Origin of the sequence: Streptomyces sp. R-07, from assembly GCF_049913175.1 — a bacterium.
Taxonomy (GTDB): domain Bacteria; phylum Actinomycetota; class Actinomycetes; order Streptomycetales; family Streptomycetaceae; genus Streptomyces.
Window position 1 is genome coordinate 7,821,103 of record NZ_CP183978.1, and the last position, 22,749, is coordinate 7,843,851.

At 69.1% G+C, this 22,749-nt stretch carries 22 protein-coding genes and 5 pseudogenes; 12 read left to right on the plus strand and 15 right to left on the minus strand.

What is annotated here, in order from left to right; all coding sequences use genetic code 11:
- Nucleotides 1-270: 270 nt before the first annotated feature.
- Nucleotides 271-1,611, minus strand: coding sequence for a helix-turn-helix domain-containing protein (locus ACN9M0_RS35680; RefSeq protein ID WP_366042243.1), 1,341 nt, complete (start codon nucleotides 1,609-1,611; stop codon nucleotides 271-273).
- Between the two features lie 177 nt (nucleotides 1,612-1,788).
- Here ACN9M0_RS35680 and ACN9M0_RS35685 point away from each other — a divergent pair, with 177 nt between their 5' ends.
- The 3 genes from ACN9M0_RS35685 to ACN9M0_RS35695 all read left to right on the plus strand — a co-directional run bounded on the left by ACN9M0_RS35685 (nucleotide 1,789) and on the right by ACN9M0_RS35695 (nucleotide 4,203).
- Complete coding sequence (locus ACN9M0_RS35685; protein WP_366042231.1) at nucleotides 1,789-3,123, plus strand: M64 family metallopeptidase; 1,335 nt, start codon at nucleotides 1,789-1,791, stop codon at nucleotides 3,121-3,123.
- Between the two features lie 534 nt (nucleotides 3,124-3,657).
- Nucleotides 3,658-3,954, plus strand: coding sequence for an IclR family transcriptional regulator domain-containing protein (locus ACN9M0_RS35690; RefSeq protein ID WP_366042232.1), 297 nt, complete (start codon nucleotides 3,658-3,660; stop codon nucleotides 3,952-3,954).
- Nucleotides 3,955-4,056: 102 nt separating this feature from the next.
- Nucleotides 4,057-4,203, plus strand: coding sequence for a hypothetical protein (locus tag ACN9M0_RS35695; protein WP_366042233.1), 147 nt, complete (start codon nucleotides 4,057-4,059; stop codon nucleotides 4,201-4,203).
- Nucleotides 4,204-4,418: 215 nt separating this feature from the next.
- Here ACN9M0_RS35695 and ACN9M0_RS35700 read toward each other — a convergent pair whose 3' ends face one another.
- From ACN9M0_RS35700 to ACN9M0_RS35725, 6 genes and pseudogenes are all read right to left on the minus strand, one after another.
- Nucleotides 4,419-4,784 carry a MazG-like family protein gene (locus ACN9M0_RS35700; protein ID WP_426404938.1) on the minus strand — a complete coding sequence of 122 codons (366 nt, stop codon included), beginning with the start codon at nucleotides 4,782-4,784 and terminating at the stop codon, nucleotides 4,419-4,421.
- 73 nt (nucleotides 4,785-4,857) lie between these two features.
- Nucleotides 4,858-5,547, minus strand: a complete 690-nt coding sequence (locus tag ACN9M0_RS35705; RefSeq protein ID WP_366042235.1) for a class I SAM-dependent methyltransferase — start codon at nucleotides 5,545-5,547, stop codon at nucleotides 4,858-4,860.
- Nucleotides 5,548-5,637: 90 nt separating this feature from the next.
- Nucleotides 5,638-6,006 (minus strand): annotated as a pseudogene (locus ACN9M0_RS35710) (ATP-binding cassette domain-containing protein); the annotation flags it as partial.
- Between the two features lie 111 nt (nucleotides 6,007-6,117).
- Nucleotides 6,118-6,558 carry a hypothetical protein gene (locus tag ACN9M0_RS35715; protein ID WP_426404939.1) on the minus strand — a complete coding sequence of 147 codons (441 nt, stop codon included), beginning with the start codon at nucleotides 6,556-6,558 and terminating at the stop codon, nucleotides 6,118-6,120.
- 917 nt (nucleotides 6,559-7,475) lie between these two features.
- The gene (locus tag ACN9M0_RS35720; RefSeq protein WP_366042237.1) at nucleotides 7,476-7,712 is read right to left on the minus strand and encodes a hypothetical protein; all 237 of its coding nucleotides are present in this window, start codon (nucleotides 7,710-7,712) and stop codon (nucleotides 7,476-7,478) included.
- Nucleotides 7,713-7,762: 50 nt separating this feature from the next.
- On the minus strand, nucleotides 7,763-7,918 hold the full coding sequence (locus ACN9M0_RS35725; protein WP_317595294.1) for a DUF6131 family protein: 156 nt from the start codon (nucleotides 7,916-7,918) through the stop codon (nucleotides 7,763-7,765).
- A gap of 227 nt (nucleotides 7,919-8,145) precedes the next feature.
- Here ACN9M0_RS35725 and ACN9M0_RS35730 point away from each other — a divergent pair, with 227 nt between their 5' ends.
- Nucleotides 8,146-9,108 carry a DUF1206 domain-containing protein gene (locus ACN9M0_RS35730; RefSeq protein ID WP_366042238.1) on the plus strand — a complete coding sequence of 321 codons (963 nt, stop codon included), beginning with the start codon at nucleotides 8,146-8,148 and terminating at the stop codon, nucleotides 9,106-9,108.
- A 16-nt stretch (nucleotides 9,109-9,124) separates the two neighbouring features.
- Here the strand turns inward: ACN9M0_RS35730 and ACN9M0_RS35735 are convergent.
- Nucleotides 9,125-9,460, minus strand: a pseudogene (locus ACN9M0_RS35735) (transposase); the annotation flags it as partial.
- A gap of 88 nt (nucleotides 9,461-9,548) precedes the next feature.
- On the opposite strand from ACN9M0_RS35735, the gene ACN9M0_RS35740 reads away from it, so the two are divergent.
- The 3 genes from ACN9M0_RS35740 to ACN9M0_RS35750 all read left to right on the plus strand — a co-directional run bounded on the left by ACN9M0_RS35740 (nucleotide 9,549) and on the right by ACN9M0_RS35750 (nucleotide 13,553).
- Nucleotides 9,549-10,208: a hypothetical protein gene (locus ACN9M0_RS35740; RefSeq protein WP_366042239.1), complete on the plus strand. Its 660-nt coding sequence runs from the start codon at nucleotides 9,549-9,551 to the stop codon at nucleotides 10,206-10,208.
- Between the two features lie 85 nt (nucleotides 10,209-10,293).
- Nucleotides 10,294-11,247, plus strand: a complete 954-nt coding sequence (locus ACN9M0_RS35745; RefSeq protein ID WP_366042240.1) for an IS481 family transposase — start codon at nucleotides 10,294-10,296, stop codon at nucleotides 11,245-11,247.
- A 275-nt stretch (nucleotides 11,248-11,522) separates the two neighbouring features.
- Complete coding sequence (locus ACN9M0_RS35750; protein ID WP_426404940.1) at nucleotides 11,523-13,553, plus strand: serine/threonine-protein kinase; 2,031 nt, start codon at nucleotides 11,523-11,525, stop codon at nucleotides 13,551-13,553.
- Nucleotides 13,554-13,857: 304 nt separating this feature from the next.
- On the opposite strand, the pseudogene ACN9M0_RS35755 reads toward ACN9M0_RS35750, so the two are convergent.
- The 6 genes and pseudogenes from ACN9M0_RS35755 to ACN9M0_RS35780 all read right to left on the minus strand — a co-directional run.
- Nucleotides 13,858-14,397: pseudogene (locus ACN9M0_RS35755) on the minus strand (IS5 family transposase); the annotation flags it as partial.
- A gap of 260 nt (nucleotides 14,398-14,657) precedes the next feature.
- Nucleotides 14,658-15,593, minus strand: coding sequence for an MBL fold metallo-hydrolase (locus ACN9M0_RS35760; protein WP_426405379.1), 936 nt, complete (start codon nucleotides 15,591-15,593; stop codon nucleotides 14,658-14,660).
- A 165-nt stretch (nucleotides 15,594-15,758) separates the two neighbouring features.
- Nucleotides 15,759-16,278 (minus strand): annotated as a pseudogene (locus tag ACN9M0_RS35765) (IS5 family transposase); the annotation flags it as partial.
- A 305-nt stretch (nucleotides 16,279-16,583) separates the two neighbouring features.
- Complete coding sequence (locus tag ACN9M0_RS35770; protein WP_366042089.1) at nucleotides 16,584-16,979, minus strand: ML domain-containing protein; 396 nt, start codon at nucleotides 16,977-16,979, stop codon at nucleotides 16,584-16,586.
- Nucleotides 16,980-17,501: 522 nt separating this feature from the next.
- A complete protein-coding gene (locus ACN9M0_RS35775) occupies nucleotides 17,502-17,912 on the minus strand; it encodes a hypothetical protein (RefSeq protein WP_366042090.1) in 411 nt (136 codons plus the stop codon).
- Between the two features lie 101 nt (nucleotides 17,913-18,013).
- On the minus strand, nucleotides 18,014-18,439 hold the full coding sequence (locus ACN9M0_RS35780; protein WP_366042091.1) for a hypothetical protein: 426 nt from the start codon (nucleotides 18,437-18,439) through the stop codon (nucleotides 18,014-18,016).
- Nucleotides 18,440-18,688: 249 nt separating this feature from the next.
- Between ACN9M0_RS35780 and ACN9M0_RS35785 the strand changes: the two genes are divergently transcribed.
- Together ACN9M0_RS35785 and ACN9M0_RS35790 are read left to right on the plus strand one after the other, a co-directional pair.
- Nucleotides 18,689-18,886: a zinc finger domain-containing protein gene (locus tag ACN9M0_RS35785; protein ID WP_426404941.1), complete on the plus strand. Its 198-nt coding sequence runs from the start codon at nucleotides 18,689-18,691 to the stop codon at nucleotides 18,884-18,886.
- Nucleotides 18,870-19,514 (plus strand): hypothetical protein, encoded by a 645-nt coding sequence (locus tag ACN9M0_RS35790; RefSeq protein WP_366042092.1) that lies wholly within the window; start codon nucleotides 18,870-18,872, stop codon nucleotides 19,512-19,514. The genes ACN9M0_RS35785 and ACN9M0_RS35790 overlap by 17 nt, the downstream gene beginning before the upstream one ends.
- Here ACN9M0_RS35790 and ACN9M0_RS35795 read toward each other — a convergent pair.
- Nucleotides 19,502-20,155 (minus strand): annotated as a pseudogene (locus ACN9M0_RS35795) (transposase family protein). The gene ACN9M0_RS35790 and the pseudogene ACN9M0_RS35795 sit on opposite strands and share 13 nt — an antisense overlap.
- Before the next feature lie 367 nt (nucleotides 20,156-20,522).
- On the opposite strand from ACN9M0_RS35795, the gene ACN9M0_RS35800 reads away from it, so the two are divergent.
- The 3 genes from ACN9M0_RS35800 to ACN9M0_RS35810 all read left to right on the plus strand — a co-directional run bounded on the left by ACN9M0_RS35800 (nucleotide 20,523) and on the right by ACN9M0_RS35810 (nucleotide 22,674).
- Nucleotides 20,523-21,239, plus strand: coding sequence for an MFS transporter (locus tag ACN9M0_RS35800; RefSeq protein ID WP_366042093.1), 717 nt, complete (start codon nucleotides 20,523-20,525; stop codon nucleotides 21,237-21,239).
- 302 nt (nucleotides 21,240-21,541) lie between these two features.
- Nucleotides 21,542-22,087, plus strand: a complete 546-nt coding sequence (locus ACN9M0_RS35805; protein WP_366042094.1) for a COG4315 family predicted lipoprotein — start codon at nucleotides 21,542-21,544, stop codon at nucleotides 22,085-22,087.
- Between the two features lie 5 nt (nucleotides 22,088-22,092).
- Nucleotides 22,093-22,674, plus strand: a complete 582-nt coding sequence (locus ACN9M0_RS35810; protein WP_426404942.1) for a DUF6529 family protein — start codon at nucleotides 22,093-22,095, stop codon at nucleotides 22,672-22,674.
- Nucleotides 22,675-22,749 lie beyond the last annotated feature (75 nt).

A 22,749-nucleotide genomic window follows, 5' to 3' on the forward strand; every position in this document is an offset into this window, starting at 1 on the left:
CCCACCGGCACGCCCACGGATTGGGAATGGGCAGTCACCGGCCCACGTTCGACCCCGTCGCCGTCGCCCGGCAGATCTTCGTCCGCACCCCGATGCGGCCCGGCCCGGCCCGGCCCGGCCCGGCTTGGTGCGGTCGGCCGCACCCGCGTGCTGCCGCTGAGCTCGTAGGAGGCGCAGCGCCTCCTGAGCCCCGCTGCTCATTGAGCCCCAGGTGAGACCGAGGGTCACGACCCTGGTCCTCTCACGACGGACGCCGGGCCTGGTGCCGCTCTACAGGAGTGGCTGCGCGGGTGCCGGACCGAGCGTGGTGGTGCCGGCGGTACGGTGGCCGAGGCCCGTACGGTACGCGTCGAGGGCCGCCTCCACCCGGCCGGTGCGGCGCAGCAGGTCGCCGAGAAGCCGGCACAGGTCGGCGAGGTCGCCCGCGGCGCCCGCCCGTTCCAGGAGGCCCAGTGCGCGGACGTAGTGTTCCTCGGCCGCCTCGGTGTCGTGGGCGTCCTCGGCGATGATCCCCAGCAGCCGGTGGGCGGCGGCCGCGTGGACCGCGCCGCGTTCCGGGGAGAGGTCCCCGAGCACCCCCCGGAGGAGGTTCGATGCCTCCTCGGACTCGCCGCGCCGGTGCAGCACGTCGGCGAGCTCGACGGCGACCTGGCTGCTGTAGAGGGTGGCGCGGCGAGAGGCGAGCATGGCCAGCGCAGCGCGCAACTCCCTCTCGGCGCGGGAGAGTTCGCCGTTCTGCGCGTACACGTACCCCCGCATCCAGCGGCAGTTGGCGAGCTCCGTACGGATCTTCAGCTGGTGGTACATCTCGGCGGCCTTGGCGAGTGAGGCATCGGCCTCGGCGACCCTGCCCTCGGCGAGCAGGGTGCGGGCGACCGAGCGGTGCATCCGGGCGATCAGCGCCGGGTCCCCGGCCTGGGGGGCGAGGGCGAGCGCCAGCTCTGCGGCCTGGGCGGCGCGGGCCTGCGCGCCCATGTCCATGTAGGGGCTGATCAGGGCGGTGTGGAGCAGGAGCAGGGCGTCGGGGTCGTGCAGTCCGGCGCGGTTGATCTCGTCGAGCGTGGACTCCAGGAGGTAGACGGCGTAGCGGAGTTCGCCGGCCAGGTAGTGGGTGACGGCGCGGCCACGTCGGGCCGGGACGCGGGCGGGCAGCGAGGCCTCGACCAGGGCCTGTTCGGCGTGCTCGAAGTGCTCACGGGCGGCCGTGAGGTCGCCGGTGTCGAGACCGCATTCGCCGAGTCCGAGCAGTGCGGTGGCCTGTTCCTCGACGAGCCCGTGCGTCACGGCCTCCGCGAGCAGCTCGGCGTACTGGAGGGCGGCCTGTTCGGCCTCGCCGACGGCGAGGGCACGTTGCGCTTCGGTGAGCCGGAGCCGCAGGTCGGTGGCGAGGTGGGCGGGCCGTCCGGTGGCGAGTTCCTCGAAGGCGACGCCGAGCCGGTCGGCGAGATGGTGCAGCGCCTCGTCGGAGGGGCGGACCCGGCCGGCCTCAAGGGTGGAGACGTAGGCGGGCGTGTAGGAGGGCTCGGCCAGCTGTCGCTGTGTCAGTCCCCGATCGCGCCGTAGCCGCTGCACTCTGCGGCCGATGGTCTCGGGGTCGTCCCGCTTCGCCATGCGCTCCATCATGCCAGTGCCTCCCCCTGTCGCCGCCGGTGAGTGCGCGGCCGTGACGGCTTCCACGTTGCTCGCTCACCTTGCTCTTCCCTCCCGGGGCTTGTGTCCCGGACTCTCAACCCCCTAGCTTAAGCGGCCAGTTAAGCACAGTTACGTCATCGCTTGAGAGAGGTCGTCGTGCCCAGACACGGATCTACCCGCACCCGCTGGATCGTCGCCGTCGGCGCCGCTGTCACTGCCGCCACCCTGCTCGCCGGCGCGAACGCGGCCGGCGCGGAGCCCGTTTCCGTCGCCGGCCCCGGCACGGTGGCGACGCACGAGGTCGAGTACTTCGACGGCCCCGGAGCCGAGCCCCGGCACAAGAGGGTCCCGGCCCAGGCCCCGGCGAGGATCACCGGCCAGCGGTCGGCGACCGCGCCCGCCCCGACCGCCGCCGCGGTCACGCCCGTCCAGGAGACCGGACCGGTCTCCGGACGGCTCGACCTGGTGGTCATGGGCGACGGCTACACCGCCGGGCAGCAGGCCGACTTCCATGCGGACGCGCAGGCCACGCTCGACGCGGTCTTCGCCATCGAGCCGTACGCCAGTTACCGCGGCCTGTTCAACATCTGGCTGGTGGACGCCGCCTCCGCCGAGTCCGGCGTCTCCGGCGACCCGACCGCAGGGGTCGTGAAGAACACCGCCCTCAGCTCCTACTTCTTCTGCGGGGACACGGAGCGGCTGCTCTGCGTCGACACGTCGAAGGTCACCACGTATGCCGACCAGGCGCCCGCCTCCGACATCGTCTTCGTCATCGCCAACTCCACCAAATACGGCGGCGCGGGCTACAGCTTCTCCACCCCACCGGCCGGGGCGTCGTACCACGGCATCGCGACCATGTCCTCCGACAACCCGCAGTCGTACCTCATAGGCGCCCACGAACTCGGTCACTCGATAGGCCTGCTGGCCGACGAGTACCAGTACGCCGGCTACGGCACCTACCCGTACCCCTCGTCCGACAGCGCCAACATCTCCGTGACCGCCGACCTCGGCACGAGCAAGTGGTACCGCTGGCTGGGAGAGCAGGACCCGACCGGCTCCGTCATCGGCACCTACGAGGGCGGCGACTACTACGAGACGGGCGTCTACCGCCCGACCAGCACCTCCCTCATGCGGACCCTGGCCTCCACGCAGTTCAACCACGTCGGACGCGAGGCGATGATCAAGGGGTTCTACGCCTATGCGGACGCCGTGACCTCGACCGTGCCGACCGGCACGCGGGTCGGCGCGACCCAGGCGCTCAGTGTCCAACTCGCCCCGGTGTCCGGCCTGGCGAACCCGGTCCTGACCTGGTACGTCGATGGGAAGCAGGTCACCTGGGCCACCGGCGACCCGTCGGTGACCCCCGCCGAGCTCGGCGCGGTCCGCAACGGCCAGCGGGTCACAGCCACGGTCACCGACACCACGGCGGCCGTCCGTGACCCCGAGGTCCGCGCGGCGACGAGCAACTCGCTGACCTGGCGCGTGCGCTGACCGCGGCAGGCGCATGCGGAACCGGTTGCCGTCGCGATGGGCGACCACAAGGGGGTTCTCGTCCACAGCCGGCGGCAGTCCGGGTCCTCGTAGATCTTGCGCAGCAGGAGGTCATGAAGCGGTCGGCCTTGTGGCGTGCCAGGAACATGCGGACCATGGTCAGGTACACGCGGGCATGATCTTCCCAGCGCAGGCTGCTTGCGAGCGTCCGGTGGAGCAGGGCCCAGCGCATCAGGTTGGCGCCCGGCTCAAGGACCCAGGGGTGCCAGTCCGCCATCGCCGGTTATAGGCGATCAAGGACCAGCGGGCATCGGTCACATAGGCAGGGTGGTGCATCTGCTGATCGGGGCAAGAACTGGAGGGTGCGGAGCTCCGGAGGCTCGTCCCTCGGCCTGGCGCGGCCGATCAGAGCACCTCCAGGGCTTGCAAGCGGACTGCGGCGGCCTCGTCCTCTTCTACAGCCTCGCCACCGTCGGCGCACGCCGCGTCTTCACCGACTACGCGATCGGCAACTACTGACCGGACGACTTCGGCATGACGGCTTACGACATCTTCACCGCCGGCTGCTCTCTCCGCACGGGCGCCTCCGGACGTACGCTGCTCGCCTACGTCCCCGAGAGCCTCCGCGAGATCGCCCTCGCCGAGCCCATCCCTGAGAGCGCCGGCCCGGGCGCACTCAGCAACGACGACCTCCTCGTGACCCTCGACGGAATCCGCGTGCGGGGCTACGCCGTCGGACGCGAGGAATGCCTGCCCGGCTGGGACTCTGTCGCGGCCCCGGCCCTGTGGGCGACACGGCACTCGGCGTCGTCCTGCTCCTCAAACCCCTGAGTGACATCCCGAACGACATCACCGACTGCATCGACCAGGTCCTCGGTGCAGCACAGCTGATCAGCCTGGCGGCCACCCGAGGGGCTCGGAACCCTCAGCTCGTTGCTTGACCGCAAGAAAGCACAGGACACCATGACCTTCATCGCTCACGTCCAGACTGCAGACGAGGCCGGCGAGCTGATCGCTGACCTCGCCGGCGGCAACGTTCGCGACCTCGACGCGCCGGCCCATCACCTGGGCCCTGTGTGACTCACTCTCGACCCGGAACACACGGAGGTCTGGTGGGCGGCACCCGAGCGCGACCGATGGGCCGTCGAGACGACAACACCCGGCCAGCGCCTCGACCTCATCCGCGATCGTGCCGACCCGGCCTGGGCCTCGCAGCCGACGGCACGTGCTGAATACAGCGCATCCTCGACGTACTCCTTCCGCCTGTGGACGTCGCGGGGCGGCAGGCGCTCGTATCAGGGTGTCTCTGACGGCTCTCCGGGATCGGTGGGGACGGTCAGCAAAAACTTCCCGGCCTTGTCAGCCAGCTGCCGGTGCAGGTACTCCGCAGCGTCGTCGGGCCGCATCCGGTACAGGGCGACCAGACCGGTGATGACCACGTCCGCGACCTCGGCGTGGACATCGCTCCAGTCGTGACTTTCTCCCTTGCGCGGGTTGGTGCCACGCGCGCCGATCACGGCCTGCGACGCCTCACCGGTCTCCTCGGCGATCTTCAGGACCTGCATGGTCCACTGTTCCTGCGGGGCGAGGCCGCGTTGCTCGTCGTGATCGTTGAATCGGCGCGCGAGCTTCTCGATGGTCTTCCAGATCGTGTCGTGCACGAGGTCGTCTCCTCGGTTGGGTATGGGCGCAGTGGCATAGGCGATGACCAGCGCAGGCGGGTGGGCGCCATCGTCAGGCTGGGCGGCAGGCGCGGACCAGCGTGCAGGACAGCGGGCTGTCCTCGTCGGGCCCGCTGAGGACGTCGATCACTTCGGCGAGCAGGCCGTGTTCGACGAGGAGGTTTTCCCAGAGGGTGGGGGTGAGTACCCACATCTGAACGGTCAAGGGCTCGCCTCCCGCGAGAGGGAGAGTCTCCGGCCTCGCGGCGACGGATCTGGAAGGGCCGTCACCGGTGGAGTTGGTGTGCAGGGCGGAGAAGACCAGTCGGCCACCGGGCCGGAGTCCCCGCACGACGGCGGGCAGGATCCGGTGTGGATCGATGTAGGGGATGCCGTGGATGGAGTAGATGAGGTCGTACGGTTCCGCCCGGGTCAGGTACTCGCCCGCGTCCGCATGGATCAACCGAAGGCCCCTCTGGCCTTGGTAGCGGGCGACGGCTCGCTCGTGCTGAGTGCGTGCGCCCTCGACGGCGTCGACGCGGATGCCCCTGCGTGCGAGGTGGGCGGGGAACTTGCCGATCCCGGAGCAGAGGTCCAGGACGCGTTGATCGGCGAGGTCGCCGAGTACCTCTTCGCCGGGACCATGGCCGGGCCAGTATCCCCAGGTCAGCCGCTCGACACCGGGAATGTCGGTGCCGCGGGCCAGATGGTGTGTGCCGTAGGCGTTCCAAGCGTTGAGCGTCCGGCGTTCGATGTCCAACAAGTCTGCTCCACAGGCGGTTTGGGGACGGAGGGCGTAGGGGCGGACATGGTCAGTGCCTGGCCCGCCGTGGCGAAGAAGCGCAGGCGAAGGTCAGCGGTCATGGGAAAGCGCGAGGAGTTCGGCGAAGGTGCCACCGGCGTGGACGAGGTCGTCGTAGCGGCCCTGTTCGGTGATGCGGCCGTGCTCCATCACGACGATGTGGTCGGCGATCTTGGTGTTCTCCAGCCGGTGGGTGATGACGATGGTGATCCGGTCTGCGGCGATGGCCTTGATCTGCTCGAAGATCTGGTGCTCGCCGCGCGGGTCCATCTGGGAGGTCGGCTCGTCCAGGATCAGCAGGCCGGGCCGGCGGTAGAGGGCTCGGGAGCAGGCGAGGCGTTGCCACTGCCCGCCGGAGAGTTCCGCGCCGCCGAAGATCTCACGTGCGAGGAGGGTGTCGAGGCCGGCGGGCAGGCGATCTTCCTCCGTGACGAGCCGCACGAGGTGCTACACCGTTTGCTGCGTCACCCGGACGCTGTCGTAGCCGGCAGCACGGCGGTGATCTTCGCCATCGGACAACTCCATGGCCCCTCACTTCCGGGCACATGGCGAGCTACCTGGTGTGACGCCGTACGCCGCATCCGCCCTGAGGGTCTGCCCCAGCATGACCAGTGGCGTGCCGGCCAGCTCCTTGCTCACCCTGCTGAGCACGACCCCGATCTGCTGGAAGCGTGGTATGCCGAGCGCCTCGACGAAATGGCCGATCAGGGCTATTTCGCCGCGCCCGAGCCCCACGGGTGCGACCTGCACTTGGACCGCCTCCCACAGAGCCACCGCTACCGCCTTGCCGTCCGCTGTGTCGACCTTCCACACATCGGCCACAGCCCACTTGTCCAGCTGATAGGCACCGACCGTGACCTGGCAGAGCAGCTCATCAGTCACAACGTGGTCACCCCCGACAAGCTCCTCGAAGCCCTCGTGGGCCAGCGGAACGAAACACTGGAAAGCCTCGGACCACTTCTTCTCGACCACGGCGTACCTGCCGCACACATCGCGGCCGACGTCGCCTGGGTCGACTCATGGTGGGGAGAGGATCCGGCCAGACACCAACATCTCATCAACTACTTCACCGACCTCTCCATCCGCGTCCCGGCTCTCGCTGCCGTCGCCGAAGCGGGTCGTGCTCAGCAAGAGGAGCTGCTGCGAACGGCGGAAAGGAAAGAGCGCGCTCCGCGAGTGCAGGGGCGCTGAGCGAGGCTGGCACAAGGGCTCCCGGGTGCACGTTGGTGGGCATCGAGCGGCTTACGTGCAGGCCGTAGACGCTGCGCTGCTCGCCGACCGTGTCGGGGGGCGTTGGTGGGCCATAGGCGGCCGTGGCGGCCCGGTTCCTGATACTCAGAGAGTGAGGAGATCTTCTTGAAGTCCTCGTCCTCAACCCGCTGACCTGCACGAATGGCCGTGTGAGGCTTGCTGACCTACAAGTTTGCTCATTTCCGGGGCTTTCACTGTGACGTCATTTTGCGCGGTCGATTCTCCCCGGCCGCTCCCCAGCGGCGCTAATTCTCCCCAGATTCTCCCCAGGAGTGCTGCTGCATGAGGGCCGATCCGCTGGCAGTGGGGGCCGCACTGCCATGCGAATCCGACTACGTAATGTGGCAGCCAGCCCGAGACCGGCCGCGGAGGTCCGGTCCCAGGAGAGGATCAGACCACCGGACCTGTGGGACCCAAAGGGCGGGCGGCGCTTCGTGGAGTCCCACCGCATCTCCGTTCGAACCGACGCGTCACGGACGGTCCTTCTACGATCCTCCGGGTTGGCCGTCTCGGCGATCGCGTTCGACCTTGCTCGGGCCGGCGGCCGCGGCATCCGCGTCCTCCTGATCGTGCACGCGGAGGGACTGCACACCAATGTCGTGTGCGGCGCGTGGTGTATGTGGGTGGTGACGAGTGGGTCAGTGGGCCGGGCGGCGACGGGCCACAGAGCGCGCGCCGAGGTAGAGCACGTCGGCGATGAGGAGCAGCACGCCGGCGGAGAGCAGGTACATGGTGCCGTCGACGGTCGCGCCGACGACGATCAGTGCGATCGCGGCGATCAGCAGGAGGTAGAAGAGGGTCATGGCGTGATGCCTCGGTTCGCGGATGTGCGTGTCGGGGGTGTGGTACGACGGCTGCGGTGCACGCGCTGCCATCGTCGGAGGGGTGTGAGGGCGGGTTGGCTCCCGCGCGGGGTCAGGGGCGGCTACCAGTAGTGCCGGCGTCCGCCGACCTGATGTCCGACGGATCCCAGGATCCACAGGACGGCGCCGATGACGATCAGGATGATCCCGATGGTCCACAGGAGGGTGAAGCCGGCCACGTAGCCGATGACCAGCAGGATGATTCCGAGGACGATCATGATGTCCGCCGATCTCCCGGAGTGATTCCAGATCCCTGATTCCAGGTAGGTCCGCCCTCGGGTGGTGACTTCAGGGACGGGACAGCCCTACCGTGGAGAGACAGGGAACAGACCTGAAATGCGCCCTGGGGCCGAAGGCCCGCGGCGACCGGGCCAGGGGCGGCACTAAGCAGGCGTGGGCGAAGGTCAGGACGCCGTCGACCACTGACCACCGTCCGCCCCTCCCCATGGGCGTGCTGTTCGGTTTGATCCGGCACGTGGAGGTGCCAGATATGGCCATCAGGAAGGGCGACAGTGCCGCCCAGCCCAAGTCCCAGGGTCTACGCCTGGCTGACAGCCGTGCCGTGGAGGTCGCGTCCAGGGTCGGGCTCTGCGCCCGGGGAGTGATCTACGTGCTGGTGGGGGTTCTGGCCGTGCGGATCGGCCTCGGCAGCGACAGCGGCCAGGAGGCCGACCGGTCCGGCGCGGTGGGGACCATCGGCGAGCAGCCGTTCGGCCGGGTACTGCTGTGGGCGCTGGTGGTGGGGCTGGCGGCGATGGCGCTGTGGCGACTGTCGGAGGCCATGTTCGGGCAGACGGGGGAAGGCGGGGACAAGTGGACTCGTCGCCTGGGTTCTCTGGGGTTGGCCGTCTTCTACACCGTGATCTGTATCGGTGTCGCGCAAACTGTGCTGGCCGGCGGTTCCTCCGGGGGCCGCCCCGGCGACGAGACGTCGAAGGAGTACACCGCGAGGGTGCTGAACTGGCCCGGCGGGCGAGTGATCGTCGGCGTGTTCGGGGCCGTCCTGGTCATCGTGGGCGTGGTGATCCTGGTGCGTGGCCTGATGCGGAAATTCGAGAAGAACCTCCGGACGAACGAGATGAGCACGGCGACGCGGCGGGTCGTCGCGGTGCTGGGAACCGTCGGCGGCGTGGCGTGCGGCGCGCTTGCGGCAGTAGCCGGTCTGTTCGTCCTGCTGGCCGCGGTGCGATTCGACCCCAGCGAGGCCAAGGGCCTGGACGAGACGCTGCGTTCGTTTGCCACCACCCCTGCCGGGCCCGTACTGCTGATCGCCGCCGCGGTGGGCCTCGTACTGTTCGGCCTCTACTCGTTCTGCGAAGCCCGCTGGCGCAAAGCCGCTGAACACGGGGATCCGGCGGAAGAGCCGACCGGGGCTTCAAACTCGGGGCCACGCCCCAGTGAGCCCTAGGTTCTGTCGTCAAATGTCACGCCCACATCAGGAGTGAGGCGAGGGTGACGGCGGCTTCGTAGGACTGGGCGGTCTTGTCGTAGCGGGTGGCGATGCCGCGCCACTGTTTCAGGCGGTTGAAGCAGCGTTCCACGACGTTGCGGTGCCTGTAGGCCTCGCGGTCGAAGGCCGGCGGGCGGCCTCCGCGGCTGCCTCGCTGGGCCCGGTTGCGGGCCTGGTCGGCCCGCTCGGGGATCGTGTGCGGGATGCTGCGGCGTCGGAGCCAGGTGCGGATGGCTCTTGAGCTGTAGCCCTTGTCGCCCAGGACGTGATCGGGCCGGACCCGGGGACGGCCCGGTCCGATTCGGGGCAACGAATGGCTCTGACCAGTCCGGGCGGCGGGCAGAAGACACCGGAGAAACAAGTTGGGGAGGATCCGCCTCACCTGCCACGCTGGCAGGATGCTGCTCAAACTGACCGGCTCCAGTTGCTCGGGCAAGACCACGCTCGCCAACGCCGTGGGCGAACGACTTGGACAGGTCGTCGTGCACGACTTCGACGAACTCGGCGTGCCGGAAGGCGCCGACCGGCAATGGCGTAACCGCATGACCGAGATGTGGGTGCGTCGCGCGCTGGAGTACCAGGACCACGGACTCGATCTCCTGCTGACCGGCCAGTCCCCGCTCGGGGAAGTCCTGGCGGTGCCTTCGGCACCACTGCTGGACGGCATCGCGGTATGCCTGGTCGATGTGTCCGACGAGATCCGGCGCCGGAGACTCACCCACCGCGACCCCGGCCGGTGGGACCCGCCGGCGGTCGACGCCTTTCTCGGATGGGCCGACTGGCACCGCAAGCACGCGCGGGACCCCCGATTCCGGCCCGACGTCATCATCAACGACAGCTGGCCGGAGATGGCCTGGCAACACTGGACCGAGTGGACGGCCGACGACCGGCGATGGTCCACCCACCTGATCGACACCACGGACCAGCCCATCACGGACTCCGCAGACCAGGTCACGCAATGGATCGCCGGACAACGCGAGGCTCTCCGATCCGGCCGCCTCGCACTGTCACGAGGCTGGCCAGATCAGACAACCTCCGAGGCCGACACCACCTCTTGATCCACTTTCGCAATAGGCCCTAGGTGTATTGATCACGAGCGTTGTTAAGTGGAGGTGTCTAGGACTACACCGCACGGAGGTCTTCGTGTCCCACCGTAATGCCCGGCTGACCGTTCATGGCAGGCGGCTGCTGGTCGAACGTGTCCGTTCCGGCCGTCCGGTCGCGCATGTCGCCGCGGAGATGGGGAAATCTCGGCCCACGGCCCACAAATGGGTCCGGCGTTGGAAGACCGAAGGCGATGCGGGTCTGGCCGACCGATCCAGTCGGCCGCACAGGACCCCGCACCGGACCCCGGCGGCGGTCGAGACCCGGGTCTGTGACCTGCGCCAGGACCGCAAACTCGGGCCGGCCCGGATCGGCCCGATCCTGGGACTGCCCACCTCGACCGTCCACCGGATCCTGACCCGCCACCGGCTGAACCGGCTGGCCTGGCTGGACCGGCCGACCGGCACCGTGATCCGCCGCTGCGAACGCGAACGTCCAGGCGAACTCGTCCACGTCGATGTGAAGAAGCTCGGCCGGATCCCCGACGGCGGCGCCCACAAGACCAACGGCCGCGAGGCCGGCAGGGCGATCCGCGGCATGGGCTTCGACTACGTCCATTCCGCCGTCGACGACCACTCCCGCCTCGCCTACAGCGAGATCCACCCGGATGAGAAGGTCGCGACCTGCGCGGCCTTCCTCGCCCGCGCGGCCGCGTTCTTCCACGCCCACGGCATCACCCGCATCGAACGGGTCCTGACCGACAACGCCTGGGCCTACCGCAAGGGCCTGGCCTGGAAGACCGTCCTGGCCGACCTCGGCGCGACCGGGAAACTCACCCGGCCCTACCGGCCCCAGACCAACGGCAAGGTCGAACGCTTCAACCGCACCCTCCTCGACGAATGGGCCTACCAGCGGCCCTACACCTCAAACCGCGAGCGGACCGACGCACTGGCAGACTTCCTCCACACCTGCAACCACCACCGCAGCCACACCGCACTCGACGGACACCCGCCCATCAGCCGCGTCAACAACCCTGCGGGTCAATACACCTAGGCCGCCGCTTCCCGAACCTGCCCCGCCGCACCAAGGGGCGGGCCCGGCCCGTCGCACGACCCTGAGGACACGTGCAGCACAGCACCAGCTCGTTGACGCCATCGAGTCCGTACTCGGCTGGGACGGCCATCCTTCGCAAGCCATTCCCCGCCGAGCAGGGGGCGGTTCGCGCCGGCTGCACTTCAGTCGACGACACACCCGGGCCCACGGCAACTGTTCCGGAACGAAGCCGTCGGACCCATCGCTGTCGGGCAGTTGGGCTACCCTCCTTCCTCGTGGACCAGTTGACCGCCGAAGACCCGCCCCACATAGGCCCCTACCGCCTCATCGCCCGCTTAGGCGCCGGCGGCATGGGCCGCGTCTACCTCGCCCGCTCCGAAGGCGGGCGCACTGTCGCGGTCAAGGTCGTGCAGACCGAGTTCGCCCAGCACACCGAATTCCGGGCGCGGTTCGCGCGCGAGGTCACCGCCGCGAAGCGGGTCGGTGGGGCCTGGACCGCGGCCGTGCTCGACGCGGACACGGACGCGGCGACTCCCTGGGTCGCGACCCAGTACATTCCCGGACCCGACCTGCACGCCGTCGTGGCCGAGCAGCACGGACCGTTGCCCGAGGAGTCGGTACGGGTCCTGGCCAACCGGCTCGCGCTCGCCCTGCAGGCCATCCACGAGGCAGGCCTTGTCCACCGCGACCTCAAGCCGTCCAACGTCCTGGTCACCGTGGACGGGCCCCGGGTCATCGACTTCGGTATCGCCCGGGCGCTGGACAGCATCAGCGGGGACAGCCTGCAGACCCGCACGGGCATGGTGATCGGATCGCCCGGCTTCATGTCGCCGGAACAGGTGCGCGGGCTCCACGTCACCGCCGCCTCCGACGTGTTCTGCCTGGGTTCGGTCCTCGCCTACGCCGCCACGGGGCGCCAGCCCTTCGGGGCGACCGGCAACGGGCTGCACGCCCAGTTGTTCCGGGTCGCCGAGGAGGAGCCGGACCTGGACGGGCTGCCGGAGGCGCTCCTCGGACTCGTACGGGAATGCCTGCAGAAGGACCCGGCACGACGCCCCACGCCGGAGCAGGTCGCCGCCCGCACCGCGACAGAAGGCGCCGACGAATGGCTGCCAGGCGCGTTGCTCGGTCAACTGGGTCGGCACGCCGCACAGTTGCTGGACTTCGACCCGCTGCGCCCGCACACGGCCCTCGTGCCGAGCCAGGCTCCCACTCCGCCGGCGCCTGCCCGGCTCGCGCCCACACCCCGGCCCGCCCAAGCGCCCGCCGCACCTCAGCCCGTGCAAACGCCCCCCGAGCGTCAGCCCGTGCAAGCGCCTGCCGCGTCACCGTCGGACGCGCTCGCGTACGCGCCCACGGTGGGGCCGGGATACGACGAAACGGCACGCTCGCACGGTCCGGCGCAGACCCCGGACCGGCCGCGTCGCCCAGCCGTCGTGGCGGGGACGGCAGCCGTCGTGGTGCTCGTCGCCGTTGGCGGCCTGCTCGCGCTCCGCCCGTGGCAGGGCGGGGCGGGGGAATCACCGTCGCTGAGTGCTCCGAAGGCATTGCAGGGGAGTTGGGAGGCGGCTCTCGACCCCAACGACGGGCTGTTCGCGCGCCTGCTCATCGACACGAAGGGCGCCGCCGAGTACTCGCTGCTGAACGAGGAGCGGCTGTGCGTCTGGGAAAGCACCATCACCAGCTCCAAGAGCGACGCGATCGCGCTCGGCTCGAGCCGGCTGAAGAGGGCAAGCCCCAAGTCCGAGGCGGATCGTTGCGAGGAGAACACCGATGACTACGGCTCCCCCGCCCCGGACGGTACGGGGGCGTTCGTAGCCGTATGGACCGGGGCGTACGAGTGGGCGCACGACCCGGGCTTTTACGACCACCACAACGACGGGAGCACATCCTACGAAGCTGCGATGTTCGAGAAGGTACCGCCCGCCAAGGGCGCGCTGCCGGAGAACTTCCGGGGCTCGTGGGGCGGCCGGGGAGAGGACGGCACCTACCGCTTCGAAGTCACGATGGGCGAGGGGGCGACGAAACGCGACATCCGTCTCGTGTCCATCAACGTGATGGGGGAGAGGTGCGTGTACAAGGCGGACGTGTTCTCCCAGGAGTCGGCCCGGCTCCGCACCGCACCCGCGGAGCTCGCCGACAGTAAGCAGCCATCGGGCTGCGCCAAGAGCACCCCTTCCTTGACGTTCTGGGAGAGCGAGGAAAAGGGGAAACGGAAGCTGTCGTCCGGGCCCCTCCGCGGCGCCGACACACCCCTCATCGAAGCCAAGCACTGGGTGGGAGAGCTGACCGCCGCGGGCACCTGACGAGCTCGTGCACGGTTAGCGGTGAGACGTCCAGGTTCCCTGCGAGGCATGGTGTTCACGTCTGCCGTGTGGTCATCAGATCTGCCGTCTGCTGGCGGGAGAGCAGGCTCGCGACGGTTTGGACCATGTCCCAGTGCGACATCCTCGACGACGGCTCGCTCGACCAGGACGAGGACCTGCTGGGCGGGCTCGACATCGTCGTGGCCTCCATCCACTCCAAAGGCCACATCACGGGGCGTGCAGCCGCAGGTGGGGGAGGTAATGGCTCACTCCTGGCCCCTAGACTAGGTTCTGTCGTCAAATGTCACGCCCACATCAGGAGTGATGCGAGGGTGACGGCTGCTTCGTAGGACTGGGCGGTCTTGTCGTAGCGGGTGGCGATGCCGCGCCACTGCTTGAGGCGGTTGAAGCACCGTTCGACGACGTTGCGGTGCTTGTAGGCCTCGCGGTCGAAGGCCGGCGGGCGGCCTCCGCGGCTGCCTCGCCGGGCCCGGTTGCGGGCCTGGTCTGCCCGCTCGGGGATCGTGTGCGGGATGCCGCGGCGCCGCAGCCAGGTGCGGATGGCCTTCGAGCTGTAGCCCTTGTCGCCCAGGACGTGATCGGGCCGGACCCGGGGACGGCCCGGTCCGATTCGGGGCACCCGGGTCGCTTCCATCACGGCGGTGAACCGGGTGCAGTCGTTGGTGTTGCCGCCCGTGACGACGAAGGCGAGCGGCCGGCCCCGGCCGTCACAAGCCAGGTGGATTTTGCTGGTCAGGCCGCCTCTGGAGCGGCCGAGGGCCGGGTCGCGGAGCCCCCTTTCCCATTCACGGTGTGTCGCGTGGGTCCTGGACGGCCGGCTGGGTGAAGACCAGCGAGCGGTGGACGCCGCTGGCCATCCCCATCACCCACGTGACCTTCTCCCGGCCGCGACAGCGCGCTGGCTTCCAGGACCACGCCTTCGGCCAGGACTGTGACAGCGCCGCCGGCGCCCTTGGCGGTGGCGGCCTGGTCCACGGCCGGTTCTCGGCGGTGCCTGAAGTGTTGTCGGCGGGTCGGTGGTTCATGCCGCACCGACCCACCGGCCGAGCCTGCACGAAGCGCCGGGCCGCCAACGCTATTTCGTCAGAGACTCTTGGCCCTCTTCGCTCCGCCCCACAGTGAGCCCGGGTTGGCACGGTTCGGGTACAGCGCGAGCATCGCCTCAAACAGTTCGGCCGCGGTCTCAGTCTCGGCGTCGAGCCGGTTGAAGTCCGCCAGGTACTTCTTGGTCTCGGCCAGGATCTTCGGGTCGTCGGGCAGGTCGGGCTTCTTGTGTCCGGCGACGACGAAGGCGGGGTCGAGCGCGGCGAGCGTGTCGGTGGCGCGCATCCACTCCTCGCGCGACGCGGTGGTGGTCTCGCCCATGTACTGGTGGATGCCGTTGTAGGCGACATCGCCGGCCACGACGAGCCGCAGGTCCGGCACCCACAGCGCGGTGCTGCCCTCGCAGTCGGTGAAACCGGTCTCGATCACCCGCAGTGGGTGCCCTTCGAGGGTGAACGTGTCGCCGTCCAGGATCTCCGGGAAGACCTGCGGAGCCGGAACCTGCCCCGGAAAGCGCGCGGTCCAGAAGGTGTCGAAGTAGGGCGGCGTGCCCTCGGACCTCGCCTTGGCCACGACTGCGGCGGTGGAGACCGCCTTGGCCTGGGGGAAAGCCTCAAGGAGCTGCTTCACGCCGAAGGCGTGGTCGCCATGCCCGTGCGTGATGTAGATGTAGGCCAGGTTGCGGTTGTGGGATTTCACCCAGTCGACGAGTTCCTGGTTCTGTTCGATGGTGAGGAACGTGTCGACCACTACCGCGTCGCGCTCACCGTAAATCAGCGTGGCGGTGTTGGAGACCCACTGGAGGTCTTCCTTGCCGGGCGGCAAGTCGCGCGTGAGGCCCGGTCGGCGTAGGCACAGTGTGTCGTACCGCAGTGTTGATGCGGGCGCCGTCATGATGTGTTCCCTTCCAGGGCTGTGACGACTGACGAAGACGCTTTTGCGGCTCTCCCACTCGGTGACGGCGGAGGCGCTCATGGATGACCCGGCCGTACACGGCCGCTTGTCACTGTATGTTCCGAATTGTGATGGCGCATGCCGGGTCGCATCCTTTCGCTTCAGCTTCCGCGTGACGTGTTTCTGGGGCGTCGCCAGCAGATGATCATGCAGCCGAGGGTGAGGAAGGCGTGGTGGTGCAGGCGCGGGTCTCCCACCGGATGCGTAGCCGGCGAACCAGAGCTTCAGGGCCTGGCTGTCGTGGACGTCGGCCGCGGAGAGACCGACGACGCGGGGCAGTCCGTTCGCGTCCGACAGGACGTGCATCTTGGAACCCGTTTGGCCCGGTCCGCGGGGCTCGGGCCGGTGAGTTCGCCCCCTTTTTCGCCCGCACGTGGGCGGAGTCGAGGACCGCGCGGGACAGGTCGAGCAGGCCGGCGTCCTCGAGGCGGTGCAGGTTCTCTTCGTGCAACCGGCCCCACGCGCCGGCCCGCGACCAGATCAGGAACCGACGGTGGGCCGTGGACTTCGATATCCCGAAGCACGGCGGCAGAGCCCGCCAGGCGCAGCCGGATACCAGCACGTAGATGATCGCGGCGAACAGCGTCTCATCAGGCGTGTCCTGTGTCCCGCCGCCCTGCGGCCGCACCCTGGACGGTGGGATCAGTGGCTTCGCGATCTCCCACAGGCCGTCCGGAACCATCCAACTCCACGTACCCCGCCCCATGACGACCTCAACGGCCGCCTCACCACATAGGACACGGTCTTAGCAAGTCTCTCAACAGCAGATTCCCCGCCGGCTCATGTTCGACGGGGAATCTCTGCGATGCGTGTGTGGGTCCTTGGCATCGAGGCTCGGTCACCGAACCCGCGGAAGGGTGCAGACCACTGCTCACAGCTCCGAGGCTGCCGGGGCAGCTTGGCGTCACTCACCGCTGATCCCGACGGAGACGACGCTAGACGGCCCGTCAACGGGGAGGGGTCATACGGGGGATCTGCCTCCCGCGGCACCCGGATGGGCGCCCTTGCGGGTCAGGACGTCTTGAAGTTGACCTTGAACTCCAGGCAGAAGACGTCCTCCTCGCCCCCGGTGTAGGCATCGAGCCGAATCGTGAACGTGGCGCTCGGAATCTCCCTCGGCAGTGCCTTGGAGAATTCGAGGGTGAACGGTCCCGTCTCCGACGGCACCGACGCACCCCACTCGGCGAAGAACTCCTTCAAGGTGTTCCGCTTCTGGAGGAGCTTGATCAGTCCGAGCTTCATCGTGATCTCGACGTACGCCTCGTCGTCGAGGAGCTTCTGGAGGTCGCCTCGGACCTGGACGACCAAGTCCCTGCCCGGCGCCGGCGGATCGGGGGACACCTTGATGGCGCCGATCAGGAGGGCATCCTCCGGAGTCCCGCGGTCTTCGTAGATCCAGCTGGCCATGCTGCACATCCCAAAGGTGAGGCCACCGTGAACCGGTGGCGGGTCTGGCGCCACAATCGCCGACCGGGCCCTGAGCCATCGGTGAAACTTCGACTACTTCATTCGACCAGGTGTTCTCTGCCCTAGAGCGTTCGGAGTCGGATTCCCCGGGTTCCCGGTCGATGCCGTAGGCACACAGCCATCAGTGGGCGTTGGCACGCTCTCGGCCGTGACCGCCGGTTGCTGTCTGGAGGTAGCCGTCCCTCTGCAGGCTCCACTCCGCGACCTGCACTGCCGTCCAGCCCAGCCCCGGAAGCCGGGTGTGAGCATTGATCTCCGGAGTCGGCGCAGACTGGTGATGCCGGCTGCCGGTTCCAGACGCTGCCGCAGTTGCCGCAGTTGCCGCAGCTGGTCCGGCAGCGGCCGCTCAACGAGCCCTTCTGCGTCCAACAGCCCTCCGAGCCAGATGAGGTGACATCGTAGAGCCCTTCGCCGCGGGCCCGGCTCTCTGGCCAGGTCGCGGCGAAGGTTCGGGGTTCGCAGCTACTGAACGGTCAGCGTGAACGGGGCGTCGCTGGATGTCCCGTCCGCGTAGAACGTGTACACCGTGACGGCGTCGGCGGCGTTGCCGCAGGCGGGGTCCGGGGCGTTGTTGACGCTGATCATCCTGATCTTGATGCCGTTGACGGTGGCCAAGACGGCGGCCTTGCGCAGGTCGATGTCCGGGTCGGTGATCTTGACGCAGTAGACGCCTGCCCGAGGCCGACTGACGGAGGTGACGTTCTTGCTGTCGGTGAGGGTGCCGCCGGCTGAGACCTTGGCGGCGGCGCGGGCGTAGGGGGCGTACATGTCAGCGGGCGCCGCCACTGCCGTACTGGCCAGGACGGGGACCGACACCAGGGCGGCGACGGTCAGGGCGATGGCGCGGGCGCGCCCGGTGATGCTGTGAGACATGGGGGGTCTTCCTTCTTCTCGGCCGCGTCACCCGTGTACGGGGGCGGCCGGGTCATCCCGGCGAGCGGGTGGTCCCGCCTCCCGGATTCGAGGCGGGAAGGTCAGGGGACGAGCAGCATGAAAGGTGCGTCGGCCATCAGATTGCGCTCGCCGGTGTAGACGGTCAACGTGTCTGCCGCGTCGCCGCATTCAGGCGACGGGGTGGTGCGCAGGTTGATCGCGTACTCCGGGCCGCCGGTCGTGATGAGGGTGGCGACCGGGGTACTGCGGCTCACGTCGATCCTGGTGGCGTCGTCGAACGTCACGCAGTAGATGCCCGTGCCGGCCTTTGTGGACGACTTGATTCCCTTGGACTGTGCGCGGGTTCCGTCCGCGTTGATCTGAGCGGACGCCATCGCGTACGGGGCCTTGGCCGTCACGGCCGCGTCATCCGCGATGGCGACGCCCGCGACCGCTCCCGCGGCCAGGAGGCTCAGCGCGGCAGCCGTCCCGACGATTCCCCGGCGCGCCTTGATGGTCTTGAACATGGTTTCCTTCCCTAGGCGTGACCGCCGAACTGGCCTGATCACACAGAGAATGCAATCGGATACACAGAGTGCCGAGCAGCCCGCAGGTGGATCACTCACTCGAACGCATCAGAAACGGCCCTCTGTGCGAGCAAGATCAAGAGCAGGTCGTCGACCCTGCCTGACCCCCGATCAGTTCTCAGAACCCGTTCTCGCTCAAGAGTGGGGCGGGGCCCCTTCTGAGACTTGCAATGTGCGAAATCCGGACCTATGACGGACACTCAGGAGCCCTCCCCCTCCGACCGGTCGGACGCCGACGACGTCGAACAGCACGCCTGCCCGAAGTGCGACGCACAGCCCGGCTCACCCTGCCGCTCGCGCGGCGGCGCGATCGGTGTCGTCGTGCAGATTTGGACGCCTGGTGGGAGGTGTGTGAAAGGGATCCTGACAAATGGCGCTGAGTTATGACGTCCGCTTCTGGGACACACGGGAGCGCCCCGACCGGCGCAAGCCGTTTATGGTCCGGTGGACGGTCGATGGGCGCGAGAAGTCAGGATCCTTTATGACGGCCGCGCTCGCTGAGAGCAGGCGAGCGAAGCTTGTGACCGCGGCGCGTGAGGGCGAGCTGTTCGACTTGCACACGGGTTTGCCGGTGTCCGAGCTGCGAGCTATCAAGCAGCGGACGACGTGGTACGACCTCGCCCACGAGTACGTCGATCAGCGATGGGACCGCACGCCGGGGAGCACTCGCCGCTCCCTGGCCGGTGCATTGGCCACCATCGCGACTGCCCTGGTGCCCCCGAGTGCAACCTACTCGGAGCCGCGGGTGCTGCGGCGCGCCTTGCACTCGTGGGCGTTCAACAAGATCGCATGGGCTGAGAAGCCGACGGAGGAGTGGCGGAAGGCCCTGGATTGGATGAAGCGGAACTCCTTGCCTGTCGTCGATCTCGCGGAAGCCGATGTGCTGCGACGGGCGCTTGACGCCCTGTGCCGCAAGCTGGACGGAAAGGCCGCTGCGGCCAAGACGGCACGGCGCAAGAGGGCTGCCTTCAATGAAGTGCTCAATACGGCAGTGAACCTCTTTCATCCTGGATAGTTGCAGGTCAGCAGCGTGTGGATGGCTTGGATGATGGTGCTGACGCGGCGGGTGGAGCATCGGGCCCGCCGGAGTGGCCGCCAGGACTTCAGCAGGGCGAAGGCGCGTTCGCCGGGGGCCCGCAGTCGGGCGTGATCGCGGTTGAACTGCTGGTGATGCGGGGGTTGTTCGCGGTGGTGGTAGTACGGGGTGCGGAAGGTGGCGTCGGCGCCCTGGTAGGCGCGGTCGGCGAGGACGAGGATCTGCCGGGTGGGACAGGCCTGGACGATGCCGTGGGCCCGGGCCGCGGTCAGGTCGTGGGTGCGGCCTGGCGTCGCACGGGAGAACCACAGCGGTGTGCCGTCGGGGCGGGCGATGACCTGCACGTCCAAGGTCTCGTCGACGTACCGCCAGGCGGTGGCCTGGGATATCCCGAACCCGGCTCCGAGCTGCGAGAACGTCTCGTTCTTCCGCAGGTGCACCAGTGTGAGAAGTGCCTGGTCGAATCAACCGAGCTTGCGCCAACGTGTGTTGCGGGCCCGGCGGTGCTCGTACAGCAGCCAGGCGACATGCTCGACGAGCTTATGCGGGACGTCGAGCGTGGCAGGGTACGGAACCAACGGGGCCCCTTCGGTCGCCGGCGTGTTGAGTGGAATCACCACGCCAGTGACGAGGGGCCCTGCCTCGTCACCACACCCACTGATCAGCCCATTTCGCCCTCCAGCACAGGATGAAAGAGGCTCAGTGGGGAAAGGATGCTTCGCGGAGAACCCCCTCAATGGCCTCTTCGGTGGAACGCTCCGGCGGTCAACGAGGGAGGTTGACCCGGCTGCCGTTCCCCAATCCGGCACAGGTTGCGCGGCTCCTCGCGGCAGTTGCTCAGCAGCGCGGGCGCGGCCCTCATCTGGAGGCGTTCTTCGGTTGCATGTGCGGCACGGTCAGTCTGCTCGCCGACATCGTGTACGAGGGGCCCGCTCGGTCACCGGGCCGCTGCTGGCGTCGCTGGGGGCCTCGGCGCTGGTCGTCGGTGTGGTCACGGGCGCCGGTGAGGCGGCGGCGCTCGGGCTGCGGCTGGTGTCGGGCCCGCTGGCGGACCGCACCCGCCGCTTCTGGGGCCTGACCATCGCCGGATACGCCCTGACCGTCGCCTCCGTGCCGCTCCTGGGCGCGGCCGGGGTGCTGTGGGTGGCGTGTGCCTTCGTGATCGCCGAGAGGGTCGGCAAGGCCATCCGCTCCCCGGCGAAGGACACCCTCTTGTCCCACGCCGCGGCGGCGACGGGACGGGGGCGGGGCTTCGCCGTGCACGAGGCGATGGACCAGGTCGGCGCCCTGATCGGTCCCCTGCTCGTGGCCGGAGTGATGGCGCTGACCGGCGGCGATTACGGTCCGGCGCTCGGCGTGCTCGCCCTGCCCGGCCTCGCGGTGCCGTGGCTCCTGTACCGGCTGCGGGCACGGGTGTCGGAGCCGGAAGCCTACGAGCGCGAGGCGGCCGCCACGGCCGTACCGGCGTCGGATCGTCAGGCGGGGGACCGACGTCTGCCGAGGGCGTTCTGGACGTACGCCGTGTTCACGGCCACCACCACGACCGGGCTCGCCACCTTCGGCGTCCTCTCCTTCCACCTGGTTCAACGGCACCTGCTGCTCGTCGCTTGGGTGCCGTTGCTGTACGCGGCGGCGATGGCCACCGGATGGCTGTACGACCGCCACGGCCCCCGCGTTCTGATCGCCTTGCCGGCGGTGCACTGATCGGCGGCTTGTACGGCTACTCGGTTCCCCTGCTGATCACCGTGGTCGTCTCCGTTCAGGTGCTCGCCGTGGTGTTGCTGATCGTCACCCGCGCTCCGCGGCGTTGATCCCGTCGATGCCGCGGGGCCCGCGTCCGCCGGGAGCCCGGCAGCCGTGCCCGTCCATCCGGCACACGCCATCGCCCAGACGGTCTCAACCGCGTCCCCCGTCGCGCTGACCCCGCGGCGCGCCGCCGTGGCCGCGCCGGGCGGCACCGGCCCTAGTGAGGGGGACAGGAAGCTCCCGATCCGTCGGAGAACACCATGCATCAGCGCGGCCTCGCAGCCATCTCGCTCGGCGCCGTCACCCTGTGCACCGCGGTGTGTGGCGGCTGCTCCAGCAGCACGAAGACCACCGGTCAGGCCAGCTCGTCCCCCGCGGCCACGCAGTCGGCGATGACGTCCGCGAGCGCCTCGCCCAGCGCCTCCGCCGGTGCGGGCGGAGGGGCGAGCGTCGCGGTGGCATCCGTCGGCAAGTTCGGCGACATCCTGATCGACTCCCAGGGCAAGACCCTCTACCTCTTCGAGAAGGACACCTCGTCCACCTCCACCTGCTACGACGCCTGCGCCACGGCCTGGCCACCCGCCCTCACCACGGGCGCTCCCACCGCCGTCAAGGGCGCCGACCAGGCCAAGCTGTCCACCACCACACGCACCGACGGCAAGACCCAGATCGTCTACAACGGCCACCCGTTGTACTCCTTCGAGGGCGACAAAGCCCAGGGAGACACCAACGGCGAGGAATCCAGCGCCTTCGGCGCCAAGTGGTACGTGGTCAACCCGGCCGGCGACAAGGTCGAGGGCGACTGATCCGCATGGCCGGCGACGAACGCCCGATGCGAGGAGGGACGCGGCGCGGGCGGGCGGTACGGGTCGCGCTCTGGGCGCTTCTGCCGGTCGCGACGGTGGTCGGCGTGTACTGGTTCGGACGCGCGCACACTCCGTCCTACGCCACCAGCCTCTTCGGCACCCGCTTCGGTGACGCCCAGCAGCTGAAGGCCGAGCTCGGTACCGCTCTCCTCGGCCTCGCGCTGATCCAGCTGCTGCTCGCGCTCTGGCTGTACGGCCGGCTGCCCGGCCTGGGGACGGCGCCACAGCCGGTCGGGCGGATCCACCGACTCGTCGGCCTCGCGGCCTTCCTGATCTCCCTGCCGATCGCCCGGCACTGCCTGGTCGGCTACGGGGTGGAGCTGACCGACGCCCGCACCGCCCTGCACTCGCTGAGCGGCTGCTTCCTCTACGGAGCCTTCGTCGCCAAGGTGATCGTCGTCCGCCACCGCCGGCTGCCCGGCTGGGTCCTGCCCGTGGCCGGCGGCGCCCTGGTCCTGACGATCGCACTGCTCTGGTACTCGGCGGCCTTCTGGTACCTCAACACCTTGAACGCGCCCGGCCTCTAGCCGACCGGGCGTCCAGGCCCTGGCCGGGCGCTCGGCCGGCGACCCGGGCGAGCGCCTCCTCGCGAGCGGGAAGAT